The 21,481-nt window shown below is 56.4% G+C and carries 20 protein-coding genes; 9 read left to right on the forward strand and 11 right to left on the reverse strand.

Going from position 1 to position 21,481, the window contains the following annotated elements; all coding sequences use genetic code 11:
* Positions 1 to 57 precede the first annotated feature (57 nt).
* From AC2FLJ_RS15450 to AC2FLJ_RS15460, 3 genes are all read left to right on the forward strand, one after another.
* On the forward strand, positions 58 to 972 hold the full coding sequence (locus AC2FLJ_RS15450; RefSeq protein ID WP_496706613.1) for a LysR family transcriptional regulator: 915 nt from the start codon (positions 58 to 60) through the stop codon (positions 970 to 972).
* Between the two features lie 74 nt (positions 973 to 1,046).
* A complete protein-coding gene (locus AC2FLJ_RS15455) occupies positions 1,047 to 1,886 on the forward strand; it encodes a hypothetical protein (protein WP_496706615.1) in 840 nt (279 codons plus the stop codon).
* 268 nt (positions 1,887 to 2,154) lie between these two features.
* On the forward strand, positions 2,155 to 3,153 hold the full coding sequence (locus AC2FLJ_RS15460) for a LacI family DNA-binding transcriptional regulator (protein WP_496706616.1): 999 nt from the start codon (positions 2,155 to 2,157) through the stop codon (positions 3,151 to 3,153).
* Here the strand turns inward: AC2FLJ_RS15460 and AC2FLJ_RS15465 are convergent, their stop codons facing one another.
* Positions 3,154 to 4,287, reverse strand: coding sequence for a Gfo/Idh/MocA family protein (locus AC2FLJ_RS15465; protein ID WP_496706618.1), 1,134 nt, complete (start codon positions 4,285 to 4,287; stop codon positions 3,154 to 3,156).
* 39 nt (positions 4,288 to 4,326) lie between these two features.
* Positions 4,327 to 5,430, reverse strand: a complete 1,104-nt coding sequence (locus AC2FLJ_RS15470) for a Gfo/Idh/MocA family protein (RefSeq protein WP_496706619.1) — start codon at positions 5,428 to 5,430, stop codon at positions 4,327 to 4,329.
* A 115-nt stretch (positions 5,431 to 5,545) separates the two neighbouring features.
* Between AC2FLJ_RS15470 and iolC the strand changes: the two genes are divergently transcribed.
* The 3 genes from iolC to AC2FLJ_RS15485 are packed head-to-tail and all read left to right on the forward strand — an operon-like array spanning position 5,546 to position 8,208.
* A complete protein-coding gene (gene iolC, locus AC2FLJ_RS15475) occupies positions 5,546 to 6,526 on the forward strand; it encodes a 5-dehydro-2-deoxygluconokinase (protein WP_496706620.1) in 981 nt (326 codons plus the stop codon).
* A 9-nt stretch (positions 6,527 to 6,535) separates the two neighbouring features.
* Positions 6,536 to 7,372, forward strand: coding sequence for a 5-deoxy-glucuronate isomerase (locus tag AC2FLJ_RS15480; protein WP_282119501.1), 837 nt, complete (start codon positions 6,536 to 6,538; stop codon positions 7,370 to 7,372).
* Positions 7,369 to 8,208: a class II fructose-bisphosphate aldolase gene (locus AC2FLJ_RS15485; protein WP_282169432.1), complete on the forward strand. Its 840-nt coding sequence runs from the start codon at positions 7,369 to 7,371 to the stop codon at positions 8,206 to 8,208. Before AC2FLJ_RS15480 ends, AC2FLJ_RS15485 begins: the two co-directional genes overlap by 4 nt.
* A 9-nt stretch (positions 8,209 to 8,217) precedes the next feature.
* Here AC2FLJ_RS15485 and iolB read toward each other — a convergent pair whose 3' ends face one another.
* The 9 genes from iolB to AC2FLJ_RS15530 form a co-directional block, all read right to left on the reverse strand.
* The gene (iolB, locus tag AC2FLJ_RS15490) at positions 8,218 to 9,024 is read right to left on the reverse strand and encodes a 5-deoxy-glucuronate isomerase (protein WP_496706622.1); all 807 of its coding nucleotides are present in this window, start codon (positions 9,022 to 9,024) and stop codon (positions 8,218 to 8,220) included.
* A 48-nt stretch (positions 9,025 to 9,072) separates the two neighbouring features.
* On the reverse strand, positions 9,073 to 10,254 hold the full coding sequence (locus AC2FLJ_RS15495; protein ID WP_496706623.1) for a phytanoyl-CoA dioxygenase family protein: 1,182 nt from the start codon (positions 10,252 to 10,254) through the stop codon (positions 9,073 to 9,075).
* Positions 10,255 to 10,302: 48 nt separating this feature from the next.
* Complete coding sequence (iolE, locus tag AC2FLJ_RS15500; RefSeq protein WP_496706625.1) at positions 10,303 to 11,202, reverse strand: myo-inosose-2 dehydratase; 900 nt, start codon at positions 11,200 to 11,202, stop codon at positions 10,303 to 10,305.
* Entirely contained in the window at positions 11,199 to 13,031 is a 1,833-nt protein-coding gene (iolD, locus tag AC2FLJ_RS15505; protein ID WP_496706627.1) for a 3D-(3,5/4)-trihydroxycyclohexane-1,2-dione acylhydrolase (decyclizing), read from the reverse strand. The genes iolE and iolD overlap by 4 nt, the downstream gene beginning before the upstream one ends.
* 81 nt (positions 13,032 to 13,112) lie before the next feature.
* On the reverse strand, positions 13,113 to 13,931 hold the full coding sequence (locus tag AC2FLJ_RS15510) for an ATP-binding cassette domain-containing protein (protein ID WP_058274555.1): 819 nt from the start codon (positions 13,929 to 13,931) through the stop codon (positions 13,113 to 13,115).
* Between the two features lies 1 nt (position 13,932).
* Positions 13,933 to 15,057 carry an ABC transporter permease gene (locus AC2FLJ_RS15515; protein WP_058274556.1) on the reverse strand — a complete coding sequence of 375 codons (1,125 nt, stop codon included), beginning with the start codon at positions 15,055 to 15,057 and terminating at the stop codon, positions 13,933 to 13,935.
* 81 nt (positions 15,058 to 15,138) lie between these two features.
* Positions 15,139 to 16,080: a sugar ABC transporter substrate-binding protein gene (locus AC2FLJ_RS15520; protein WP_058274571.1), complete on the reverse strand. Its 942-nt coding sequence runs from the start codon at positions 16,078 to 16,080 to the stop codon at positions 15,139 to 15,141.
* A 136-nt stretch (positions 16,081 to 16,216) separates the two neighbouring features.
* A complete protein-coding gene (gene iolG / locus AC2FLJ_RS15525; protein WP_496697672.1) occupies positions 16,217 to 17,215 on the reverse strand; it encodes an inositol 2-dehydrogenase in 999 nt (332 codons plus the stop codon).
* Positions 17,216 to 17,291: 76 nt separating this feature from the next.
* Entirely contained in the window at positions 17,292 to 18,194 is a 903-nt protein-coding gene (locus AC2FLJ_RS15530; RefSeq protein WP_472725097.1) for a LysR substrate-binding domain-containing protein, read from the reverse strand.
* A 173-nt stretch (positions 18,195 to 18,367) separates the two neighbouring features.
* On the opposite strand from AC2FLJ_RS15530, the gene ugpB reads away from it, so the two are divergent.
* The 3 genes from ugpB to ugpE all read left to right on the forward strand — a co-directional run bounded on the left by ugpB (position 18,368) and on the right by ugpE (position 21,478).
* A complete protein-coding gene (gene ugpB / locus AC2FLJ_RS15535) occupies positions 18,368 to 19,678 on the forward strand; it encodes a sn-glycerol-3-phosphate ABC transporter substrate-binding protein UgpB (protein ID WP_058277255.1) in 1,311 nt (436 codons plus the stop codon).
* 61 nt (positions 19,679 to 19,739) lie between these two features.
* Positions 19,740 to 20,621, forward strand: coding sequence for a sn-glycerol-3-phosphate ABC transporter permease UgpA (gene ugpA / locus AC2FLJ_RS15540; protein WP_058274560.1), 882 nt, complete (start codon positions 19,740 to 19,742; stop codon positions 20,619 to 20,621).
* Between the two features lie 20 nt (positions 20,622 to 20,641).
* Positions 20,642 to 21,478, forward strand: a complete 837-nt coding sequence (gene ugpE / locus AC2FLJ_RS15545) for a sn-glycerol-3-phosphate ABC transporter permease UgpE (RefSeq protein WP_496706639.1) — start codon at positions 20,642 to 20,644, stop codon at positions 21,476 to 21,478.
* Positions 21,479 to 21,481 lie beyond the last annotated feature (3 nt).

The following is a 21,481-nucleotide window of genomic DNA, read 5'->3' on the forward strand; positions in this document are numbered from 1 at the left end:
GTTAATAAAAATGCAAAGATGTTATCTTATCTTGCAAAATCGTAAAGAGTCCGCCTAATGAATATCAAAGCCCTTCGCGCCTTTCGTGCAACCCTTTCCGAAGGAACGCTCGTGGCCGCATCCGAAATCCTGCACCTGAGTCAGCCTGCAATCAGCCGACTGATTTCCGGGCTTGAGGCAGAATTGGGCCTGACCCTGTTTGACCGCAGTGGCCGCAACTTGACGCCGACACGTGAAGGTTTGGCGTTCTACCGTGAAGCGGGGCGTATCTTGGACAACCTTGATGAAGTGCCCCGCATCGCTGCAGAGATCAAAGCCGGACGTACAGAAACACTGCGCGTGGTCACGATGCCGCGTATCGCCCGGGCAATTTCGGCCCCCGCACTTGCGATGTTTTTGCAAGCCCACCCTGATACAAACGTAACCTTGGATATCCGGGCGCGGCGCGAAGCCAGCAAATGGCTTGCCGGACGTGAATATGACATCGGCATCGGGGCATTGCCGGTCGAGCATCCGGGCGTCAGGACAAAACCCCTGCTGCGGGTCCGGGCGCAGGCTGTTTTGCCTGTTGCGCATGCATTGTCTGATCGCAAGTCGGTAACCGCCACTGATCTCGCCCGCGAGCCGGTCATTCGACTGATGAACGGGCTTCTATTACGCGAACAGCTTGATGACATCTTCCGGTCTGCGGGCGTCAATCCCAGACATACCTGCGAAGTCGCGGCGTCCCAGCTTGCCTGTTCGCTTGTCGCGGAAGGCGCCGGTATAACCATTGCTGACGAGTTGGTCGCAGCACAGGAAACAAAAGAACGTCTGGCCCTGGTTCCAATCGCACCAGAGCGCTGGATGACCTTTGGTTTGTTGTACCCCGCAACGCAGGAGAAATCTCAGGCGCTTCAGGATTTTGAGGACGTCCTGTTTTGGCAGGCGTCCGTGCTATGCAAGAACAGCCCAACTTTGTCTCTTGCCTGACAGTCGTTGTCAGGCAGATTCAGGCCCATGTTCCATGCCATGCATAGGCCAAAGCAACGATTGCAACAGAGCCGATGCTCAAGCATCTTGAAACCCCCGATCCACGATCATTCATGGGCTGCGCGAATTGCGTGGCGCAGCTGACGGACACCAAAATGAAAAAGTTGAGCGCAATCGTCGCAGACTGCCGGGTCATCAATTTACCCGATAACAATAGCAGACGGCTTCATATGACCAACTTGATGAACAGGCACGACATCAGTTTTTCATTTTCAGAAGGCAGCGCCGGACAAAGCCATGCCTTAAACTGCGCCCGCGCCCACCTTGCAGCGCTTGAGACAATCAAAACGCTCCCGGCATTGGTTCTGGAGGATGATGTCTCCGCGTCGACCGAAGACCTGACCATTCCTGAAATTCCAAAAGATGCGGACGTTGTTTATTTGGGGGTTTCGCCCTTCGGCTGCTTTCCCTGGACACGTCGCTATGTTCAACGTTTCAGCCACCGCGCGTATTACAACCTTGCACTCGCTTCGACTGAGAACAGTAATTGGCTGAGGCTGCATTCTATGGCCGGCGCAGTAGCTATTCTCTATGTGTCACCAGCAGGTTTGGATGCGTGGCGGTATTCCATGCGGGCGGCCATAAATCAGAGTAAGCCGTTTGATGTGTTCACCGCCTACAAGATGACTTCCCTGAACGTTTATGCACCTCATCGCCCCGTTTTTTACGAAGAACCCAGCCTGCAGCGCCCTCTTAAGCATGTTACCCCGGAACAAAGACTGCAATGGACGACAACACCCTTGTCGCCCGTCAAAGAAGGCACAATCGTCACTATGCCCACCAAAGGCGGGGCAATGCGCGCTCGGGCTGAAGTGTGCGGAGATAACCGTCTTGAATGGTCATTGCTTCAATGAGGTCGGAAAAGGGGTATTCTCAAGTTGCTGGCCACGTAATGTCAGTGTTGTTAAGTAAGGTGCGCCTGCTGATACCACCTTCGACACAACGCCTGGACCCACAGATTGCAACCAAGTCGGAGTGCCAAAGCCTTGACATGCCCCTTTGCAAGGAAACCAACGTCTTTTCAGTACAGCGTTGCAACCGATTGCAAACCCGACGCAATAAGGCGTAGTATTTTCCCATGAATTTGACTGAAAGCCACCCCCGAACCCATCGGTGCCAGCCATGAGTGTGACCCTCAAAGAAGTGGCCGCACTGGCCGGTGTATCTCGCTCTGCCGTATCGCGGACTTTTACCGAAGGCGCGTCCGTATCACCAAAGACACGTAGTAAGGTGGAGAAGGCTGCAGCCGAACTGGGGTACAGCCCAAACGCGTTGGCTTCTTCGCTGACAACCGGACGCACCAAGTTGATCGGTTTGATTTCTAACAACTTCCACAACCCCATTTTTCTTGAGGTCTTTGACCAGTTCACCCGCGCTTTGCAGGAACGCGGCCTGCGTCCGCTGATCGTGAACCTGACCGACGAAACCGAGCCGACAAATTCGGTCCGAATGCTGCGGCAGTATTCTGTGGATGCTGCCATCGTCGCCTCATCTACCTTGCCCCCCAGCTTTGCCAAGGCGTTCCACGATGCAGGTGTTCCGGTAGTGCACACTTTCGGTCGATCTGCGACGTCACCTGAGGTGCATGTTGTAGGCATAGACAACGTTGAATGCGGACGCATGGCCGCGCGCGAGCTGTCGTCGCGGGGGTATCGCCGTATCGGCTATCTGGGCGGCCCAAAAGATGCGACATCGGCGATGGATCGGTATCGCGGCTTCATGGAAGAAGTTGAAAAGCACCCGAAACTCGAAGTGACGCATTGCTTCGCAGGCGCCTATTCATTTGAAGCCGGGCGAGAAGAAATGCTTCAGCAACTGGCGGAAGGCCCTGCAGAAGGGTACTTTTGCGGCGACGATATTCTGTCCATAGGTGCCCTGTCCGCATTGTCCGATCACGGGCTGAAACCGGGCAAAGACATCGGCATCATCGGCCTGAACGACATGGAAATGTCGCGCTGGGAAAGCGTGGACCTGACGACGATTCATCAGCCGATCAAACAAATCATTACCGCATCCGTCGATCTGGTCGAAGAGATGCTGAAAGACCCCGAGCGTTACCCCGAGGCCCGTATTTTCCCCTGCCGTGTGATCGAGCGGGGCACATTGCGGCCCCGACCCTGATCAGCGAAACATCGGTGGGCGCGCGTCCGTCCATGCCCCGTCATTTTTCGCAGACGCCACTGCGGCATGCACGGCTGCGATCGACCGCACTCCGTCGGCAGGTGTAGGCAGACCATCACGCGCCTCTCCGCGAATAGCGTCGGCAAGATCGCAATAGATGTTGGCCACGGCCAGCGGGAACCCTTCGGGATGGGCAATCGCCACACGGGACAATCGTTGCGCATCGTCGTGAAGACCGCCCTCGCCTTTTTCGATGATCTGTGTACGGCCACCGACAGGCGTATAGATCAATTGGTTGGGTTGCTCGGACGTCCAGCGAAGACCTCCGGTTTCGCCAAACACCTGAATATCAAACCCGTGCTGACGCCCAATTGCCACCGAAGAGGTCCACAACCGCCCGACAGCACCGCCTTCGGTCCGGAAGTTGACCATGGCGTCGTCCTCAAGTTCGCGGCTTGAAATCGTAGACGCCATATCGGCAGACAGGGACTTAACTTCATCGTCACTGATGAAGCTGGCCATGTGAAGCGCATGGATACCGCAATCTGCGAACTGGCCAGACACACCCGCCATCGCCGGATCATAGCGCCACCGCACCCGCGGGTTATCGGCGTCAGTCGCGTCACCATGGTGGCCATGGCTGAAATTCGTCACAACCAGGCGAACCTTGCCAATATCCCCGGCGCGAACCATCGCACGCGCCTGGCGCACCATCGGATAAGCAGAGTAGCAATAATTCACCGCACAAATCTTGTCCGAGGCCTCTGCAACGCGAACGATCTCTTCGCCCTCTTCCACGGTCATTGTCATTGGCTTTTCGCAAAGCACATTGAACCCGGCTTCAAGGAACGTTTTGGCAATCTCAAAATGGGTGGAGTTCGGAGTGGCGATGGTCACCAGATCAACCCGGTCGGGGCGGTCCTTTTCCCCGGCCAGCATTTCCTGCCAGTCGCCATAGGCGCGATCCGACGCCACTCCAAGTCGTTGCGCATATTCTCGCCCAACATCGGGTCGGTGATCCAAAGCACCCGCAGCGAATTCAAACATCCCATCCGCCAACGCTCCTAACCGGTGTGCGGGTCCGATCTGACTGCCTTCACCACCACCAATCATGCCCCATTTCAGCTTTGCCATGGTTCTCGTCTCTCTTAGATGATCTCTTAGTTTTTGTGTTCAGACAGTGCTGACATCCTGCCACTGCCGTTGCTCTGACGATTTCAGCGCGGCGGCAAGGACGCAGTTGACCTCATGCCCATCACGGAATGTGGGCCAAATCGTTTTGCCCGTGTGAATGGCCTCAAGAAAATCTTTGGCCTCGATGATGATCTGGTCCTGATAACCTGTTCCATGACCGGGGCCCTGACAGAAAGGCTCGTAGTCGGGGTGCGCCGGACCCGTCAGGATCTTAGTGAAGCCCCTTTCTTCCTCTGGTCCTTCGCGCCGATAGAGCCACAGGGCGTTCTGATCTTCCTGATCAAACCGGATTGCGCCTTTGGTGCCTGTAATTTCATAGGCATAGCCCATCTTTCGACCTGTCGCGATGCGGCTGACATAGATATTGCCCATCGCGCCACTGGCAAACCGGCACATGATTTGCGCGTGGTCATCATTGGTGACGGTGCCGCCTGGGCGCTCAGTATGAACCGTTTCGACTTCGGCCATAACCTCGACAATCGGACCGATCAGGGCCAAAGCACCGTTGACCATATGTGGGGCAAGATCTCCGATCGTTCCGTTGGCCATTCCGGACGTCCGCCATGTGGCCGGGGCGTCAGGGTCGGCATAGAAGTCCTCAGTATGCTCGCCGCGAAACCAGGTTATGTCCCCCAATTCACCGTTGGCTATCAACTGACGGGCAAACTGTGTTGCGGGCGTTCTGACGTAGTTGAACCCGACCATATTGGTGACGCCCGTGGCCTCGGCCGCGGCAACCATTGCGCGCCCATCATCCAAAGAAGATCCGAGGGGTTTTTCGCAAAACACAGGCTTGCCCAAGGCTAACGCGGCCTCTGCAATCTGTCTGTGCGTTGTTTGAGGCGAGGCAATCACGACAGCATCCACTGCCGGGTCATTGACCAGCACTGACCAATCCGAGGTCGCGCGACGAAAGCCGTAAGCCGCACGGTATCGCTCGGCGCTTTCGGGCGTGGACGCGCAAATCATCTCAAGTCGTGGCCGCAAGGCTGTGTTGAACACTGCGCCTACGGCTGACATCGCGACTGAATGAGCTTTGCCCATATAGCCGCCGCCAATAATTCCAATTCCGATTTCAGGCATCTGCAACGGCTCCGAACAATGTATTTGCAACCGGTTGCAAAATCAGTATCGTGTGAATCGATTCAACGCAAGGACCAACGATCCTCGCCAGCCCATTTTTGCCGGAGGACATGACGTGAGCGCTTTGATAGACGGTATCAAAGGAAACCGGTTCGCGGTCTTTGGACGCGCGGGCATGGACCTGTATGCCGATCCCGTTGGTGTTAAAAGCGAAGACGCCGACACGTTTCACGCCGATCTGGGTGGTTCATCGGCAAATATCTGCGCGGGGCTGGTCAAACTGGGCAGCCAGGCATCCTTGATCACTTCGGTCTCAGATGATGCGGTTGGCCGCTTCTGCCTGAATAAACTTGCTCACTACGGTGTAGACACATCCTATATCCGCGTCGTCGGTGGTGAATACCGCATGTCTCTGGCCGTTTACGAAAGCCGGATCGAAGAATTTCAGAATGTCATCTACCGCAACGGCGCAGTCGACTTTCAGGTGACCGAGGACGACATGAACAAGGTCGACTACGGCAAATTTTCAGCCGTGATATCTGCCGGAACGGTGTTTGCCGCTGAACCCTCGCGCAGCGCCACGTTTCGCGCGTTCGAAAACGCCCGAAAGGCGGGTTTGCCGGTAATATTTGACATAGACTACCGCCCGTACAGTTGGCCATCACCTGAGGTTGCTGCCGAAGTCCTGTCGCGCGCGGGCGAAGCAAGCGATCTAATCGTCGGCAATGACGAAGAATTTGGTTTCATGGCAGGCGGCATCGACAAAGGCTTCGCCAAAGCCAAGGAGTTGGCGGCGAAACCGGGCCGGATCGTGATCTACAAGATGGGCGAAAAAGGCGCGGTAACTCTGGTGGATGGGCAGGAAATCGAAACCGGCATCTATCCCGTCACCGCAGTCAAACCCAACGGTGCTGGCGACAGTTTCATGGCCGGCCTGCTGGCCTCGATCGCCGCTGGAAGCGAGCCTAAAGAAGCGGTTATGCGCGGCTCGGCCTGTGCCTCGATCGTCGTGTCCAAGCCCGGCTGCGCTCCGGCCATGCCAACAACTCCGGAACTGGACGCATTTCTTGCGGCCAATCCCGGCCCAACGACATAGGAACCCCTCATGCACATCGCTCCCTATGACAATCAGAACAAACCGATCGTCGACGCCGATGATCCAACGGTTCCGCTGAACTACTTCAACATCGTCAAACTGAAAAAGGGCGAAGCGTTTGAATATCAGGTGCCCGGTTATGAGACGTGTATCGTGCCCGCCACGGGCAGTGTCGATGTCGACGTAGAAGGCGAGCAGTTCGCCAAGCTGGGCAAGCGGGGCGAAGACGTCTGGGATGGGGATCCGGAAGGCGTTTATGTTCCGGTCGGCGCTAAGGTCCAACTGGTCTGCGTGTCGGATGAAACCGAAATCTTCATAGCGGGCGCCAAGTACGACAAGGTACTGGATCCGTTCGATGTGCGTGAACACGACCTTGTGCAATACGGCAGCGACGACACTAAAACGCATCGCAAAATCAAACACATCCTCGGCCAGAAACAGCACGACAAAGTGGGTCGTCTGCTGATCAGTGAGCTGTTCACCGTGGGTCAGGGCGGCTGGTCCGGCTTCCCTAGCCACAAGCATGACACGAACCGTCTGCCCGACGAGACGCGGCACGACGAGACCTACAATTTCCGTTTCAAACCCAACTGGGGGTCGGGCCTTCAGATGTTGCAGCGTGAGGATAACGAACCGGGCGACGCCTATCACATCGTCGACGGCTCAACGATCTGCATCGACAAGGGCTATCACCCCTGCTGTGTTCTGCCGGGATACGAGATGTACTATTTCACCATCCTTGGCGGTCTGACTCAGCGTTCGCTGGTCCAGTACTTCCAACCAACCCATGCCTATCAGGTCGAGACCATTCCGGGCATCAAAGACATGATTGCCAAATTCAAATGACACTCGCCACACTCAAAGACGTCCTCACCCCTGCATACGAAAACGGCTACGCTGTTGGCGGGCTTGTTACACTGGGATGGGAGGATATGCGCGCCTATGTAGCCGCAGCCGAGGCGGAAAATGCGCCGGTGATCCTTCAGGCTGGTCCAAGCTGCCGCGAACACACGCCCCTGCCTGTTCTGGGCAAGATGTTTCGCTTCCTGGCCGAGAATGCCTCGGTTCCGGTCGTGGCCCATCTGGATCACGGTTATACATTCGAAGACTGCAAGATCGCATTGGACAGCGGGTTCACATCGCTCATGTTTGACGGGTCACGCAAGCCGCTGCAGCAAAACATCGACGAAACTGCTGCCATTGCCGAAATGGCGCATGCGGCCGGTATTTCCTGCGAAGGTGAGATCGGCTTTGTCGGCTATTCCGGCGGCGAAGGATCGAACGGGACAGACCCAAACGAGGCCGCGCAGTTCGCTCGTGAAAGCGGCGTGGACGCAATGGCCATCTCAGTCGGAAACGTTCATCTGCAACAAAACAAAGAAGGCGGATTGGACGAGGCTCGCATCGCCGGAATCGACGCTGCGACAAGTGTTCCGTTGGTCATTCATGGCGGCTCTGGCGTGCCTGTGGAACAACGCAGCCGGTTGGCGCGGGAAACGTCGATCTGCAAGTTCAATATCGGTACCGAACTGCGCATGGCATTTGGTAACGCGCTGCGCGAGGCAGTCAACCGAGACCCTGACAGATTTGACCGCGTGACAATCCTGAAAGAGACCCACGACCCGGTTGAGGCGGCAGCCCGCATGGTCATTCGGGCCTTTGGTGCGCCCGCGCAAAGTTAGGCGTGGGCGTTACGCGTCGCGCTCCATGATCCATTCAACTTCGGGGGCCGGAACAAAGCGCCATTTGCGCAGCGGTCCGGCCATAACGTTCAGATAATACATCTCGAACCCATAAGGTGCGCCGCATGGGTGATGACCGCGGGGCACGCAAACAACATCGCCATCGGATACAGCCATAGTCTCATTCAACTGCCCATCATCGGTATAGACACGCTGAATCCCGAACCCATTCGCCGGGTTCAGACGGTGGTAGTAGGTCTCTTCCAGATAGGTGATCCGCGGAAAATCATCTTCATCGTGTCGATGGCTGGGATACGATGACCAATGCCCGTTTGGCGTAAACACTTCGGTCACCAGCAAGCTATCAGCATAGTCCTCATTCTCCATCGCGATGTTGTTGATATAGCGCGTATTTACGCCCTTGCCTCGCTCGGTCAAAGTAATGCCTTCGGGGCCGATGCGTCGCGCAGAGTGGCCACTCTTGCCCGGGGCTGTACACACCGCAATCACGCAATCCGTTTCGGCTGTGGCCGCCCATTCTGTGCCGTTCGGCAGATAAAGACAGTGCGGCGGCGTCTTCTCAAAAACGTTCATCCGATCGCCCAGAACACCCCAGTCCCGCTCAGCTCCGGCGATGCGGGCCTTGCCCTCGACCATGACCAGAATGACCTCGCGATCACCCGTTGCCTCGGCCACTGTATCGCCTGCCCGAAGGTGGTAAAGCCCAAACCCCACATAGCGCCACCCGGCACTGGCCGGAGTGATGTCATGCACTTTACCTCTGGTCCCAAAGGGCTTTTTGAGCAGGTCGGCCATGTGTTTTTCTCCGTGTGGGGCGGGCTTGGAATGCCCGCCCGTATTCCTTCAGGCAGCTTGCCTTGTTTGCAGCGCCGAGAATGTCTCGGCCAATTGTTGTTCGGTCCATCCTTCAGACACAGCACGACGCAAAATGTCGGCCTGACTTTCCGGGGCGTTGCCACCGACCGGAGGGTCCGTATCCAGATTGGTAGGGAACGGATATCCCTCTGCCGTGGCGGCGATGACTGCATCCAGTTCGGCCCCGAACAGCTCACCACGTTGTTTCAACGCAATAAGCGAAGGAAACACCGTCTCAGACATGGACCGCCGGTCAACAGTTTCCATCGCGCGACCAAATGCGGATGAGATTTGCAACAGGTTCGCCATTCGGTCGATATCCGCACTGCGATTTTCACCAGCCGCATGGAACAGTGCCGGGTTGAAGAACACAGCATCCCCCTTGTCCAGCGCCAGCTGGATATAGCAGTCTTCGAAATGCGCGCGGTGGCCCTCGTCATGAAACGCCAGGTAACCCGGCGGATAAATCTGCGAGAACGGCAGCAGCTTGGTTGGCCCGCTTTCGACTGGCATGTCGCAATGGGCAATCGCCCCCTGCAATGTCAGTGATGCCGTAACAAGATGTGCGTGCACTGGATAGCGCGCAGCACTTTCTGCGCTCTGAAATCCAAGGTGGTAATCCCTGTGAGCCTGCTGCGCTTTACCGCCTGGACGCACTTGATTGATCTGTGACGTGACCTGATAGTTTGGCCCCAACCACGCCTCGCAGGCTGCAGCAACAGCCGTGTTCCCGAAATAGAGGGCAAAACCCTCGGGGTCGCGCAGACATTGCTTTTGCAGGGCGTTCCAGATCCGATCATTGGCCCCGGACGCCGCAAAGTGGTCACCCTCTCCCGCGCCGCTTTGTCTTTCGTCAACTATGATCTGGCGAAAGACATCGGTTGCGCGGTCAATTACGGACGTATCGGCGAACGCACGTTTCAGAACGATCACGCCCGACGATTTGTCCAAAACATGTCCCCACTCGGCCAGCAGAGCCTTGCGCTTACCTACGTTTTCCAGCGCAGGGCGCAGCTCGTCCATGTCATAGACTGGAACGTTCTTTTCGATCGTGGCGGCGTTCGGGACGACATCGGCTGTAAGGTTCTGCGAGGTCAACACCTTGAATTCATCCAGATCACAGGATTCCCGGTCGAAATAGCCGACAAAACCTAGCTGCTGATTTACCATGATCTTCTCCTTTTCATGGCTTCGGTGTTAACCCCGTAGGGAGATTTGTTACGACTGGACCTCCAATCCTGCCTGTCCACAGACGTCGAGAATGTGCTCGTAGCCTTTCTTGGAATATTCGTATGGCGGAGCCTTGGCCGGGTCCTGTTCGGCCTCCACAACGATCCATCCGTTGTAATCCAAGGATTTGAGCGCATTCGCCACGGCCTGAAAGTCGATACACCCGTCACCTGGTACGGTGAATGCTCCGGCGACGACCGCATCGAGAAAGCTGCGATCATTCTCCTTTACGTCCTGCACCACAGCCGGGCGGATATCTTTGAAATGCATGTGATGCACACGATCGCCCCAGCGTTTGAGGGTCGCCATCACATCGCCGCCGCCAAACAACAAGTGTCCAGTGTCAAAGCACAGGTTCACCTCCTGGCCCGAACCTTCCATCAACCAGTTCACGTCATCTTCGGTCTCGATGACGGTACCCATGTGATGGTGATAGGCCATCGGCATCCCCTGATCGGCCATCCATTTGGCCAGCTCGGTGATCTTGGCTGCATAGGCCAATACTTCGTCTTTGGTCAGCCTGGGCCGGTTGTTCACCGGCGTACCCGCTTGGCCCTGAACGGTGTTTGAGCATTCGGCATAGACGATGCACGGGCTGTTCAGGGCGACAAACTGCTCAACCTGTTCCCGCACAGCCTCACGTTCTGCAGCGAAATCATTGACCAGCGAGGCACCCGAGCACCACCCGCCGCAGAGCGCGATATCATTGCCTTCCAGATAAGCACGCAACCCTTCGGTATCGCTGGGCATCCGCTGACCACGCTCCGCACCGGTGTATCCGATTTCACGCGCCTCTTTCAGCGCCTGTTCCATCGTATACGCCGCGGTCAGGTCCGGCAGGTCATCATTCTGCCAGGCGATCGGAGAAATCCCGATTTTCACGCTCATTTCGTGTTTCTTTCCTTGATCGCCAGCTCATAGGCCGCGCGTTTTTCGTTCACTTCGGGGCGGATGCTGACTTCCGGAACCGCCACTTCCCACCACGTCCCGCCGTATTCGGTCGAGGGGTACGGATCGGTGTCGATGACCACCACATAAGGACCTTTGATATCGCCACGCTTGGCAAGCGCGTTTTCCAGTTCCGCAATCGAGCTGACCTTGACCGAGGTCGCGCCCATTGCCGCGGCGTGGGCCGCGAAATCGATGGCCGAGGGGTTCTCGTGCACAGCATGATCCAGCAGATTGTTAAACTCGGCTCCACCTGTGCCCATCTGCAGACGGTTGATACAGCCAAAGCCGCGATTATCGGTAATGACCACGGTGAACGAGATGCCCATCATCGCAGCCGAAGCCATTTCCGAGTTCGCCATCATATAGGTGCCATCGCCGGTAAAGCAGATCACATCGCGATCCGGTTGCGCCATCTTGATGCCCATCGCACCAGCAATCTCATACCCCATGCAACTGAAGCCATATTCCATGTGATAGGCACCCGGACGCGGGGCCTTCCACAGCTTGTGCAGTTCTCCGGGCATGGTGCCCGCCGCGCACATGACGACAGTATCGTTGTTCGAGGCTCGCTGAACCGCACCAACCACCTGCATATCGGTCGGCAGCGCATTGCCGTCGCCAGGGGCATCGGTCAGTTTGTCGACCTTGCCGTACCAATCCGCCTTAAGCGTATCTGCCACAGGATCGGCACGGTATCCTTGCAAAGCCGAACCCAGCTCCTCAAGCCCAACGCGCGCATCTGACTGCAGGGGCATCGCGCCGTGCTTTTCAGCATCATAGGCAGCGGTATTCAGGCAAATCATTTCGCGCTGTGGGTTCGAAAACAAACCCCATGAGCCGGTCGTGAAATCCTGCAGGCGAGAGCCAACTGCCAATACCAGATCAGCCTCAGCGCAGACCGAGTTTGCCGGTTCGCCACCGGTCACGCCCACGGGTCCAAGGTTCAGTGGATGATCCCATGCCAGGGCGGATTTGCCTGCCTGTGTCTCGGTGATCGGGATATTGTGCGTTTCCACGAAACTCTGCAACGCGTCCGTCGCGCCCGAATAGTGAACTCCGCCCCCGGCCACGATGACCGGGCGCTTTGCCGCTTTGATGGCAGCGACGGCGCGGGCCAGTTCGCCTTCGTCGGGGCGAATGCGACGCTGATACCAGACGCGGGGCTCAAAGAAGCTTGCAGGATAGTCGTAGGCCTCGGCCTGAACATCCTGACAGAAGGCCAGTGTTGCCGGTCCGCAGTCGGCCGGGTCCGTCATCGTGCGGAAAGCCCTTGGCAGTGCGGTTAGCAGATGCTCCGGCCTTGAGATGCGGTCGAAGTAACGGCTGACAGGTTTGAAACAGTCGTTCGCGCTGACCGTTCCGTCCCCAAAGCTCTCGATCTGCTGCAATACAGGGTCGGGACCACGCGTTGCGAAGATGTCCCCGGGGATGATCAGAACCGGCAACCGGTTCACATGTGCCAAGGCGGCGGCTGTCACCATGTTGGTCGCGCCCGGTCCGATGGACGACGTCACCGCCATCGCGCGCGTGCGCCGCATCTGCTTCGCATACGCGATAGCACAATGCGCCATCGTCTGTTCGTTGTGGCCGCGATAGGTCGGCAGGCTGTCTTTTACAGCATGCAGCGCCTCACCCAGGCCAGCCACGTTGCCGTGGCCGAAAATAGCCCAGACACCTGCGATAAACGGCTCTCCGGCCTCGTTCATCTGCGCGCCCAAGTAGCGGACCAGAGCTTGCGCTGCGGTCAGTCTGATAGTTTTGCCCATATTGATCCCTTTCAACTCAAGGCCACCCGGCCAGTCCGTTGAATACCAGTTTTTCGAAAGCTGGGTCTGCGCGGGACCGCGTCAGACCGTTCCGCCCAAAGACCCTTCCAGCTGGGCCAGTTCCTGCCCACCTGCCATCAGGTCCTGTAGTTCTTCGGGCGAAATCTCACCCCGTTTGGCAGTGCCCAGAGTTTTACCCCGGTTCAACACTGTAAACCGATCGCCGACCGCCAGCGCGTGCCGAACATTGTGGCTGATAAACACCACACCCACACCCTGACTGCGCACTTTGTCGATGGTCGCCAAAACGTTCGAAGTCTGGCGCACGCCAAGAGCCGATGTCGGTTCGTCCAAAATCAAGATTTTAGCGCCAAAATGCACGGCCCGTGCAATCGCAACCGTCTGACGCTCACCACCTGACAACGTACCCACAGCCTGATCGGGACCACGCAAGTTGATACCCATTTTGCGCATTTCTTCCATGGTGATTTCGTCGGCCAACTTCTTGTCGAAAAAGCTGATCCCGGCGACTTTGCGCGTGGGTTCATTGCCCATGAAGAAGTTGCGGCTGACGCTCATCAGCGGGATCATAGCCAGATGCTGGTGTACTGTTGCGATCCCGGCTTCGATGGCATCACGCGGGTCCTCAAAATGCATGGGTTTGTCTTCAAAGATGATCTCGCCAGCTGTCGGCTTATGGACCCCGGACATCGTCTTGATGAAGGTCGATTTACCTGCACCATTGTCACCCAGAAGGCAGTGACACTCACCCGGCTTCAGATCAAAGCTGACCCCGGCTAGAGCAATCACAGAGCCAAAGTGCTTTTCAATGTCGATCATCCGGATAATCGGATCCTGACCCTGCACATCACCGTGATGGAAATTGGTATCTTCGGTCATCTCAGCGTTCTCCTGTGATGATGCGACGGATGTAAGTGTTCAGGATCACGGCACCCAAAAGGATCACGCCCAGGAACACCCGGAACAAAGAGCTTTCGACCCCGGCAAAAAACAGCCCCTGCTGCACCACGCCAAAGATCAATGCCCCAAGCGCCGCCCCAAGGACCGAGCCATAACCGCCGGTCAGCAGCGCACCGCCGATCACCACGGCGATGATTGCCTCGAATTCCTTCAGCAACCCGCGATCTGCACCGGCGGAACCGAATTCCATAACCTGACAGGTCGCAAAAACCGTCGCGCAGAAGGCGGTGAACATGAACATCAGAACTTTGACTCTGTTCACCGGAACACCCGAGTTTCGCGCAGCCTCAGCGTCACCCCCCGAGGCGAAGATCCAGTTGCCAAACTTTGTTTTGGTCAGAAGCACATGGCCGAAGATGATAAGCGCGATGGCCCAAATAATCAGCATGGGGATACCGTCAACCACCGGCTGACCCTCGCGCGTGCCGCGTTCAAAAGTTCCGATTAGGTCATTATCACCCAACCAGACGAAAAAGCCCTGCCCTATCTTGCCGCCAAACACCGATGCCAGCCAATCGCCCTCGGCTACATCCCGAATGCCGCCAATGATTGTTTTCCGCTCGATTGTTTGCGGCAGAAAAATGGTAAAACCACGCAGAATAAACAGGAAGGCCAGTGTCACGATAAAGCTGGGCAATCCGGTGCGCACGACGATAAAGCCGTTCAGCGCCCCAATTGAGACGCAAAGTACAAAGGTCACCATGATGGCAATCCAGACCGGCCAGCTAAGAGTAACCGAGAAAATCGCGATCATCATGCCTGCGAACCCGATCATGGAGCCGACGGAAAGGTCAAACTCCCCCGCGATCATAAGCAAACAGGCACCAACTGCGATAATCATGAACTGCGCGGAAACCACGGACCAGTTCATCACGCCCTGGCTGGTGAACATGCCGCTGTCAAAAGCGAACAGCAGGAAAAACGTGAATACCGCGACTGTGCCAACCATTCCGCCCAATTCGGGGCGTATCAGGGCCTGGCGTAGAGGTGATATCTCTTTTACCCGCTCGTCACCACCGACTGCGGATTGCGCTGACTCAGCCATTGTTGCCTCCTTGGCGCGTTCGTCTGAATGCTTGCATCAGGTGGTGCGGACACACGTCATGCGTCCGCACCGTCTTGAAGATCAGCGGTATTCGCCCGCGAACTCTTCGATCTTTTCCAACCCGTCAGCGGTCACGAAACCGGGGCCTGAGTTGATGTTGTTGCCCGGCAGAACGCCGTAGCGGTGGTAGTTCGTCATCACGACGACTGGCAGGTAGGCCTGCAGGAAGGGCTGCTGGTCGATGCCCCACTGGATCACACCACTTTTGATGCCTTTGACGATTTCACCACCCAGATCGAAGGTGCCGAAGTAAATGTCACCGGCCATGCCATTTTCTTCCAGCGCCAGAATGGTTGGGTCAGCCGATGTCGGGCCAAGTGTCAAAACGGCTTCCGTTTCGGGGTTTGCCGACAAGTAGGCCAGAACTCGGTTCTTGATCTCGGCCGGGTCTTGACCCGCGTCGATCATCTGCTCACCCAGTTCAATGCCCAGACCGTCTGCAAAGCCCTGGCAGCGTTCTTGGCTGGATGGCTGCACGATATAGTGGTTCACGCACAGGAACGAGCCGATGCCATCGTCTTTGGCGCGCTGGCCAGCGGCCAATCCAGCGTCATATTCCGGCTGGCCGACATACATCAGCGCACCAACTTCGCGCGCCTTTTCCGGCGTGCCAGTGTTCATGATGATGACGTCGATACCGGAATCCACGGCGGCTTTGATCGGACCTTCCAAAATGTCCGGGTCGGCCAGCGTAGTGATGATACCATTGGGTCCCGAAGCTGCGGCTTGATCGATGATCCGCGCCATGTCGGCAAGGTCACCGGTAGGCGGGTTGCGATATTCGACCTCAACACCCATCTGATCGCCCGCCAGGGCAATACCGTTTTTGATGGTGTTCCACCAGCTGTCACTGTCCGGAGCATGGCTGACCAGAATATACTTCTCGCCTTCTGCCGCAACGCCTGTGGCGCCGGCAAATGCGACTGCGCTGGCCATCAGCACACCTTTAACGATTTTTTTCATTTCCATTCCTCCCAATAGAAAATTCAATCTTGGTGCCGGGTCTGCCCGGCCATTCGGCTAAACCGAATCTCGTCTGCTCCGATCGGTGACCGGGCTTCCTTCAGTTTCCGGAAATCCGATCATTTTGCAACCGGTTTCAAAAAACTTCCTCCATCGCCACGGGCCTTCCGGACTTCGCCGAGCGCGTTGCGGCTTCGGCCATTGCCAACGCCGCGACACCATCCTCAAGTGTTACCGGCACGTCCGAGCCGGACTGAATGGCACGCGTAAACGCATCCCATTCGGCGCGGTAAGCGGCCATGTAGCGCTCAAGAAAGAAGTATGTTGGCTTCGCTCCGGTCACACCGTCGGCCGTTGATTTAACAATTGAATTCTCAAGGACATTATGCGCCTGCAAAAGGCCTCTTGAGCCTAGCAGTTCGACCCGTTGATCATATCCGTATGCTGCCCGCCGCGAGTTCTTGATAACAGCGAGGCTACCATCCGCGTAAGCCATTGTTACCACAGCCGTATCCACGTCACCGGCCTGCCCTATTTCCGGATCGACGACCGAGGTTCCCACGGCTGAAATGGTGACAGGAATTTGCCCCGTCAGGTAGTTGGCCATATCAAAATCATGAATCATCATGTCCCGGAACAACCCGCCCGATACCTTGACATAACTTACCGGAGGCGGCGCCGGATCAAACGACGTAATGGACAAGAGTTCAGCTTTACCGACCTCGCCCGCATCATAGGCGGCTTTGAGCGCCTGGAAATTTGGGTCGAAGCGACGGTTGAAGCCAAGCATGACCGGTTGACCAGTCGCGCCCGCGGCTTTTTGACAAATTTTTGCTCGCTCAAGGTCCAGATCGACGGGTTTTTCGCACAGGACCGCTTTGCCGGCCTGCGTTGCCGCTTCGATCAAGTCGGAATGCGTATCTGTCGGCGTTGCGATCAGAACCGCATCAATCGTAGAATCACCGATAATCTCGTCAGAGCTTTGCACCCTGGCCCCGTACTCAGCAGCCAATCCAACAGCGGCATCATTCACCGCATCTGAAATAGCTGTCAATTCGGTTTTGGGGTGTGCCGAAATCGCTTCCGCATGCACGCGACCAATACGTCCGGCCCCCAGCAATCCGATCTTCAACATACGGTCCCCCGAATCAATTCTCAGGTGACACAATCAATATTTTTGCAACCGGTTGCAAGAATTAATTTCGACGGCCCTATTCTGCTTTGAAAGGCTCTAGGCTGTCTCGGAACTGCTCGATGAATTCCAGCGTCACCAGTGAAGGTTGTTTCAAAATCGGGCGAACAAGCGAGAGAGTATGCGGCAAGAATGGCTTGAACGGTCGATAGCTTAATCCGTGCGCTGCGTATTGGACGGCGTCAAGTTCGCTCACGACGGAGACGCCAACGCCCTTCACGGCCAATTCACATGCCGCAGTGAACTGCCTGACTTCAATATGGGAATTTAACTCCACATTGGCACTTTGAAACGCTTTTGAGAGCCGCCCGAAAAAGTCGCTGTCGCGTCGTGTGTGGATAATTTTGCTGTTTACAAGGTCCGTCGGTGTAACCTCAGAGAGGTTTTCCAATTCACTTCCGGTGGGGAACACACAAACCGTCCGGACCTCGATATCCCAGCTTTCGACAGCGGGGTGACCGTTAAAGCTGTCGGTGATCCCGAAATCATACTGCTCGCCGATCATCCATTCAAGAATGCGCTCAGGTCTGTCAGGTTCGATCGTCAGGGTGACGCCGGGTCGATCCTTCAAGAATCTGGCGACAACATCAGGCAAATGGCTGGTGGCGAACCCGGGCAGGCATGCAACACGGATGTGCCCTGCTTTGCGCTGTGTGATGTCCTGGCTGACGTCAGAGATTTGCCTCATAAGTTCCAGAACACGCTCGACGCTGGGCAAAAGATACCGAACCTCCTGCGTCGGTACCAACCGGCCTTCGCGGCGATCGAAAAGCTGAAACCCAAGTGACTTTTCAAGATCCGAAAGCAACCTGCTGACGGCTGGCTGGCTCACCCCCAGGTCGGTCGCTGCCGCCGTGACAGAGCCGTTGGTTGTTACAGCCATAAGAGCTTCTAACTGCCGGACCCTAAGAATTTGACTCATTACCGATCCCAATCTGCCGCCCTCGCCTCATAACACTATGTTATTTTTTTATCCAGTAAATTGGGCTTGAATTATATTTCTGTAACGTTAACGTCGTGAAATCGTCATGTGTGCCGTTTACCCGTTGCGGTCGGTATTCAACGAAGCATCGAACCTGATGCATGGGAGGAATCATGAAAAAGAATTTTCTCGGCGCTCTCGCCGTAACAACTGCATTGTCCCCAGTGGCGGCAATGGCACAAACCGAGGTTCAGTTCTGGCACGCCTTTACCGGCCGCCTTGGTGAGCTTGTCAAAGCCCAAGTGGAAGAATTCAACGCCAGTCAGGACGAGTATGTCGTGGTTGAAAGCCACAAGGGCAACTACTCGGAAACCCTGAACGCAGGCATTGCTGCCTTCCGCGCCGGTGAGCAGCCGCAAATCCTGATGGTATTCGAGGTCGGCACGGCAACGATGATGTCAGCCGAAGGTGCGATCAGGCCGGTCTACGAAGTGATGGCTGAAAGTGGCGCGTCTTTTGATCCCGACGCGTATATTGGTGCCGTCAAAGGATACTATACAACCACTGACGGGGACATGCTTTCGCTGCCCTTCAACTCATCCACGCCAGTTCTTTGGGTCAACCGAGACGCGTTCGAAGCGGCCGGCGTTGATCCAGACACGGATCTGTCCACCTGGGAAAAGGTTGGAGACGTACTTGAACAGCTCAAGGCCGGGGGCGAAGACTGCCCGCTGGTCACCGCATGGCAGAGCTGGATCCATCTTGAAAACATGTCGGCCTATCACGACGTTCCGTTTGCATCGCAGGATAACGGTTTTGCCGGTCTGGATACAGAGCTGATGCTGAACGGTCCGGCGCAGGTGGCACACCTGACCGCGATGGGTGACTGGGCCAAGGATGGCAAGTTCATCTATACCGGCCGCAGAAACGAAGGTGGCGCGAACTTCCGGTCAGGTGAATGCGCATTGTTCACTGAAAGTTCGGCAGGTTACGCGGGCATCAAGGCAGAGGCCGAATTCGATTTCGACGTCCGTCCGCTGCCCTACTGGGAAGCCGTCACAAGTGAGCCGCAGAACACCATAATCGGTGGCGCATCCCTTTGGGTAATGGAAGGTCATGACCCTGAGGAGTACAAGGGCGTCGGAGAGTTCCTGAGCTTCCTGTCATCGTCCGACGTGCAGTCGGCCTGGCACCAGAACACCGGCTACCTTCCAATCACGGCCGAAGCGGGTGATGCGACACGTGCGGCAGGTTTTTATGACGAAAACCCCGGCACCGACATCGCTGTGATCCAGATGACCGCGAAAGAACCGACCGCAAATTCCAAAGGTCTGCGTCTAGGATCATTCGACCAGATCCGCGGTATCATCGACGAAGAGCTTGAGGCCGTCTGGGCCGGTGAGAAAACTGCTCAGGAAGCGATGGATAGCGCGAAGGAACGTGGTGACGCACTGCTGCGCCGCTTCGAATCCGCCAATCAATAAGTCATAACTTCATGCGGGCCCTTTTCGGGCCCGCATTATCTTTCTTCGGTGGAAATTCAGGATGGAAAAACGCGTCACCTTTCGCGGCTGGCTATTGCCATTGGCGCTGATCGCCCCACAGGTCATCATTTCCGCCGTCTTCTTCTTTTATCCCGCCGGCCAGGCGGTTTGGCAGTCCCTGTTCATTCCCGACCCGTTCGGTCTGTCGTCGCAGTTTGTGGGGCTCGGCAACTTTGAGTTCCTTCTGAGCGACAAGTATTATCGCGCATCTTTCGTCACAACCGCCGTGTTTTCGACGCTTGTGACGCTCTGCTCAATGATACCAGCACTATTTCTGGCAGTTATCGCGGACAGACTCATTAAAGGTTCGGGTGTTTATCGCACATTGCTGATCTGGCCTTATGCCGTGGCCCCCGCCGTGGCAGGTGTGCTGTGGCTGTTCATGTTCAATACACGCGTTGGCGTTGTGGCGTGGTACCTCAGCCAGCTTGGCTATGACTGGAACCATGTCCTGAACGACACCGAAGCTATGGGGTTGGTTGTTGTCGCCTCGGCCTGGGGCCGCATCAGTTATAACTTCCTGTTCTTCTTTGCAGCGCTGCAATCCGTTCCCCGCTCGGTCATCGAAGCGGCGGCGATTGACGGCGCGCATTTCTGGCGCCGGTTCTTCACGATTGTGCTGCCGCTGCTGTCCCCGACTGCATTCTTCCTGCTGGTGGTAAACGTTGTTTATGCCTTCTTTGAAACCTTCGGGGTGATCCACACGATCACCGGCGGCGGCCCGCAACAGGCGACAACAATCCTGGTCTACAAGGTCTTCTCAGATGGGTTTGTCGGGCAAGATCTTGGGTCATCTTCGGCGCAATCTGTTATCTTGCTGATTGTTGTCGGCCTACTGACCGTCATTCAGTTCAAATACGTGGAAAAGAGGGTGCATTACTGATGGCAGCCCAACAACACGGAATGGTCGAAAAACGCGGCGTAGGCATATGGTTTACCCATGCATTCATGATCCTAGGCGTTTTGATCGTCTTTTTCCCGATCTGGCTGGCCTTTGTAGCCTCGACCGTGACCCAGGCAGACATCGTTTCGCCACCTATGCCCGTAGTGCCGGGTGATCAGTTCTGGGTGAACTACAAAGCGGCGCTGTTCTCGGGTGTAAACGTGCCCGTTGCGACGATGCTGTTCAACAGCCTGGTGATGGCAATTGGCATCGCGGTGGGCAAAATCATCATCTCGCTGCTGTCAGCGTTTGCGATTGTCTACTTCAAGTTTCCAGGCCGTACGACGTTTTTCTGGCTGATCTTCCTGACCCTGATGCTGCCGGTCGAGGTGCGGATTGTTCCAACCTTCGAGGTAGTTGCCGGGTTTGGCATGCTCAACAGTTATTACGGTCTGATCTTTCCCCTGATCGCTTCGGCAACGGCGACCTTCCTGTTCCGTCAGTTCTTCCTGACGATCCCTGATGAACTGGCCGAAGCTGCCCGCGTGGATGGCGCGCGACCGATGCGGTTCTTCATCGACATCGTGGTGCCCATGAGCCGGACCAATATCGCGGCGCTGTTTGTGATCTTGTTCATCTACGGCTGGAACCAATACCTGTGGCCGCTGCTGGTCACGACAGACCCTGAAATGAACACCATCGTGATGGGCATCAAGCAGATGTTCCCGTCGGGTGATGATTTTGCGCATTGGCCGACGATCATGGCGACCTCAATTCTGGCAATGATCCCGCCGGTCATCGTGGTGGTGTCGATGCAAAAGCTCTTTGTCCGCGGCCTTGTCGATAGCGAGAAATAAGAA

Source organism: Ruegeria sp. CDSA034 (assembly GCF_059612275.1).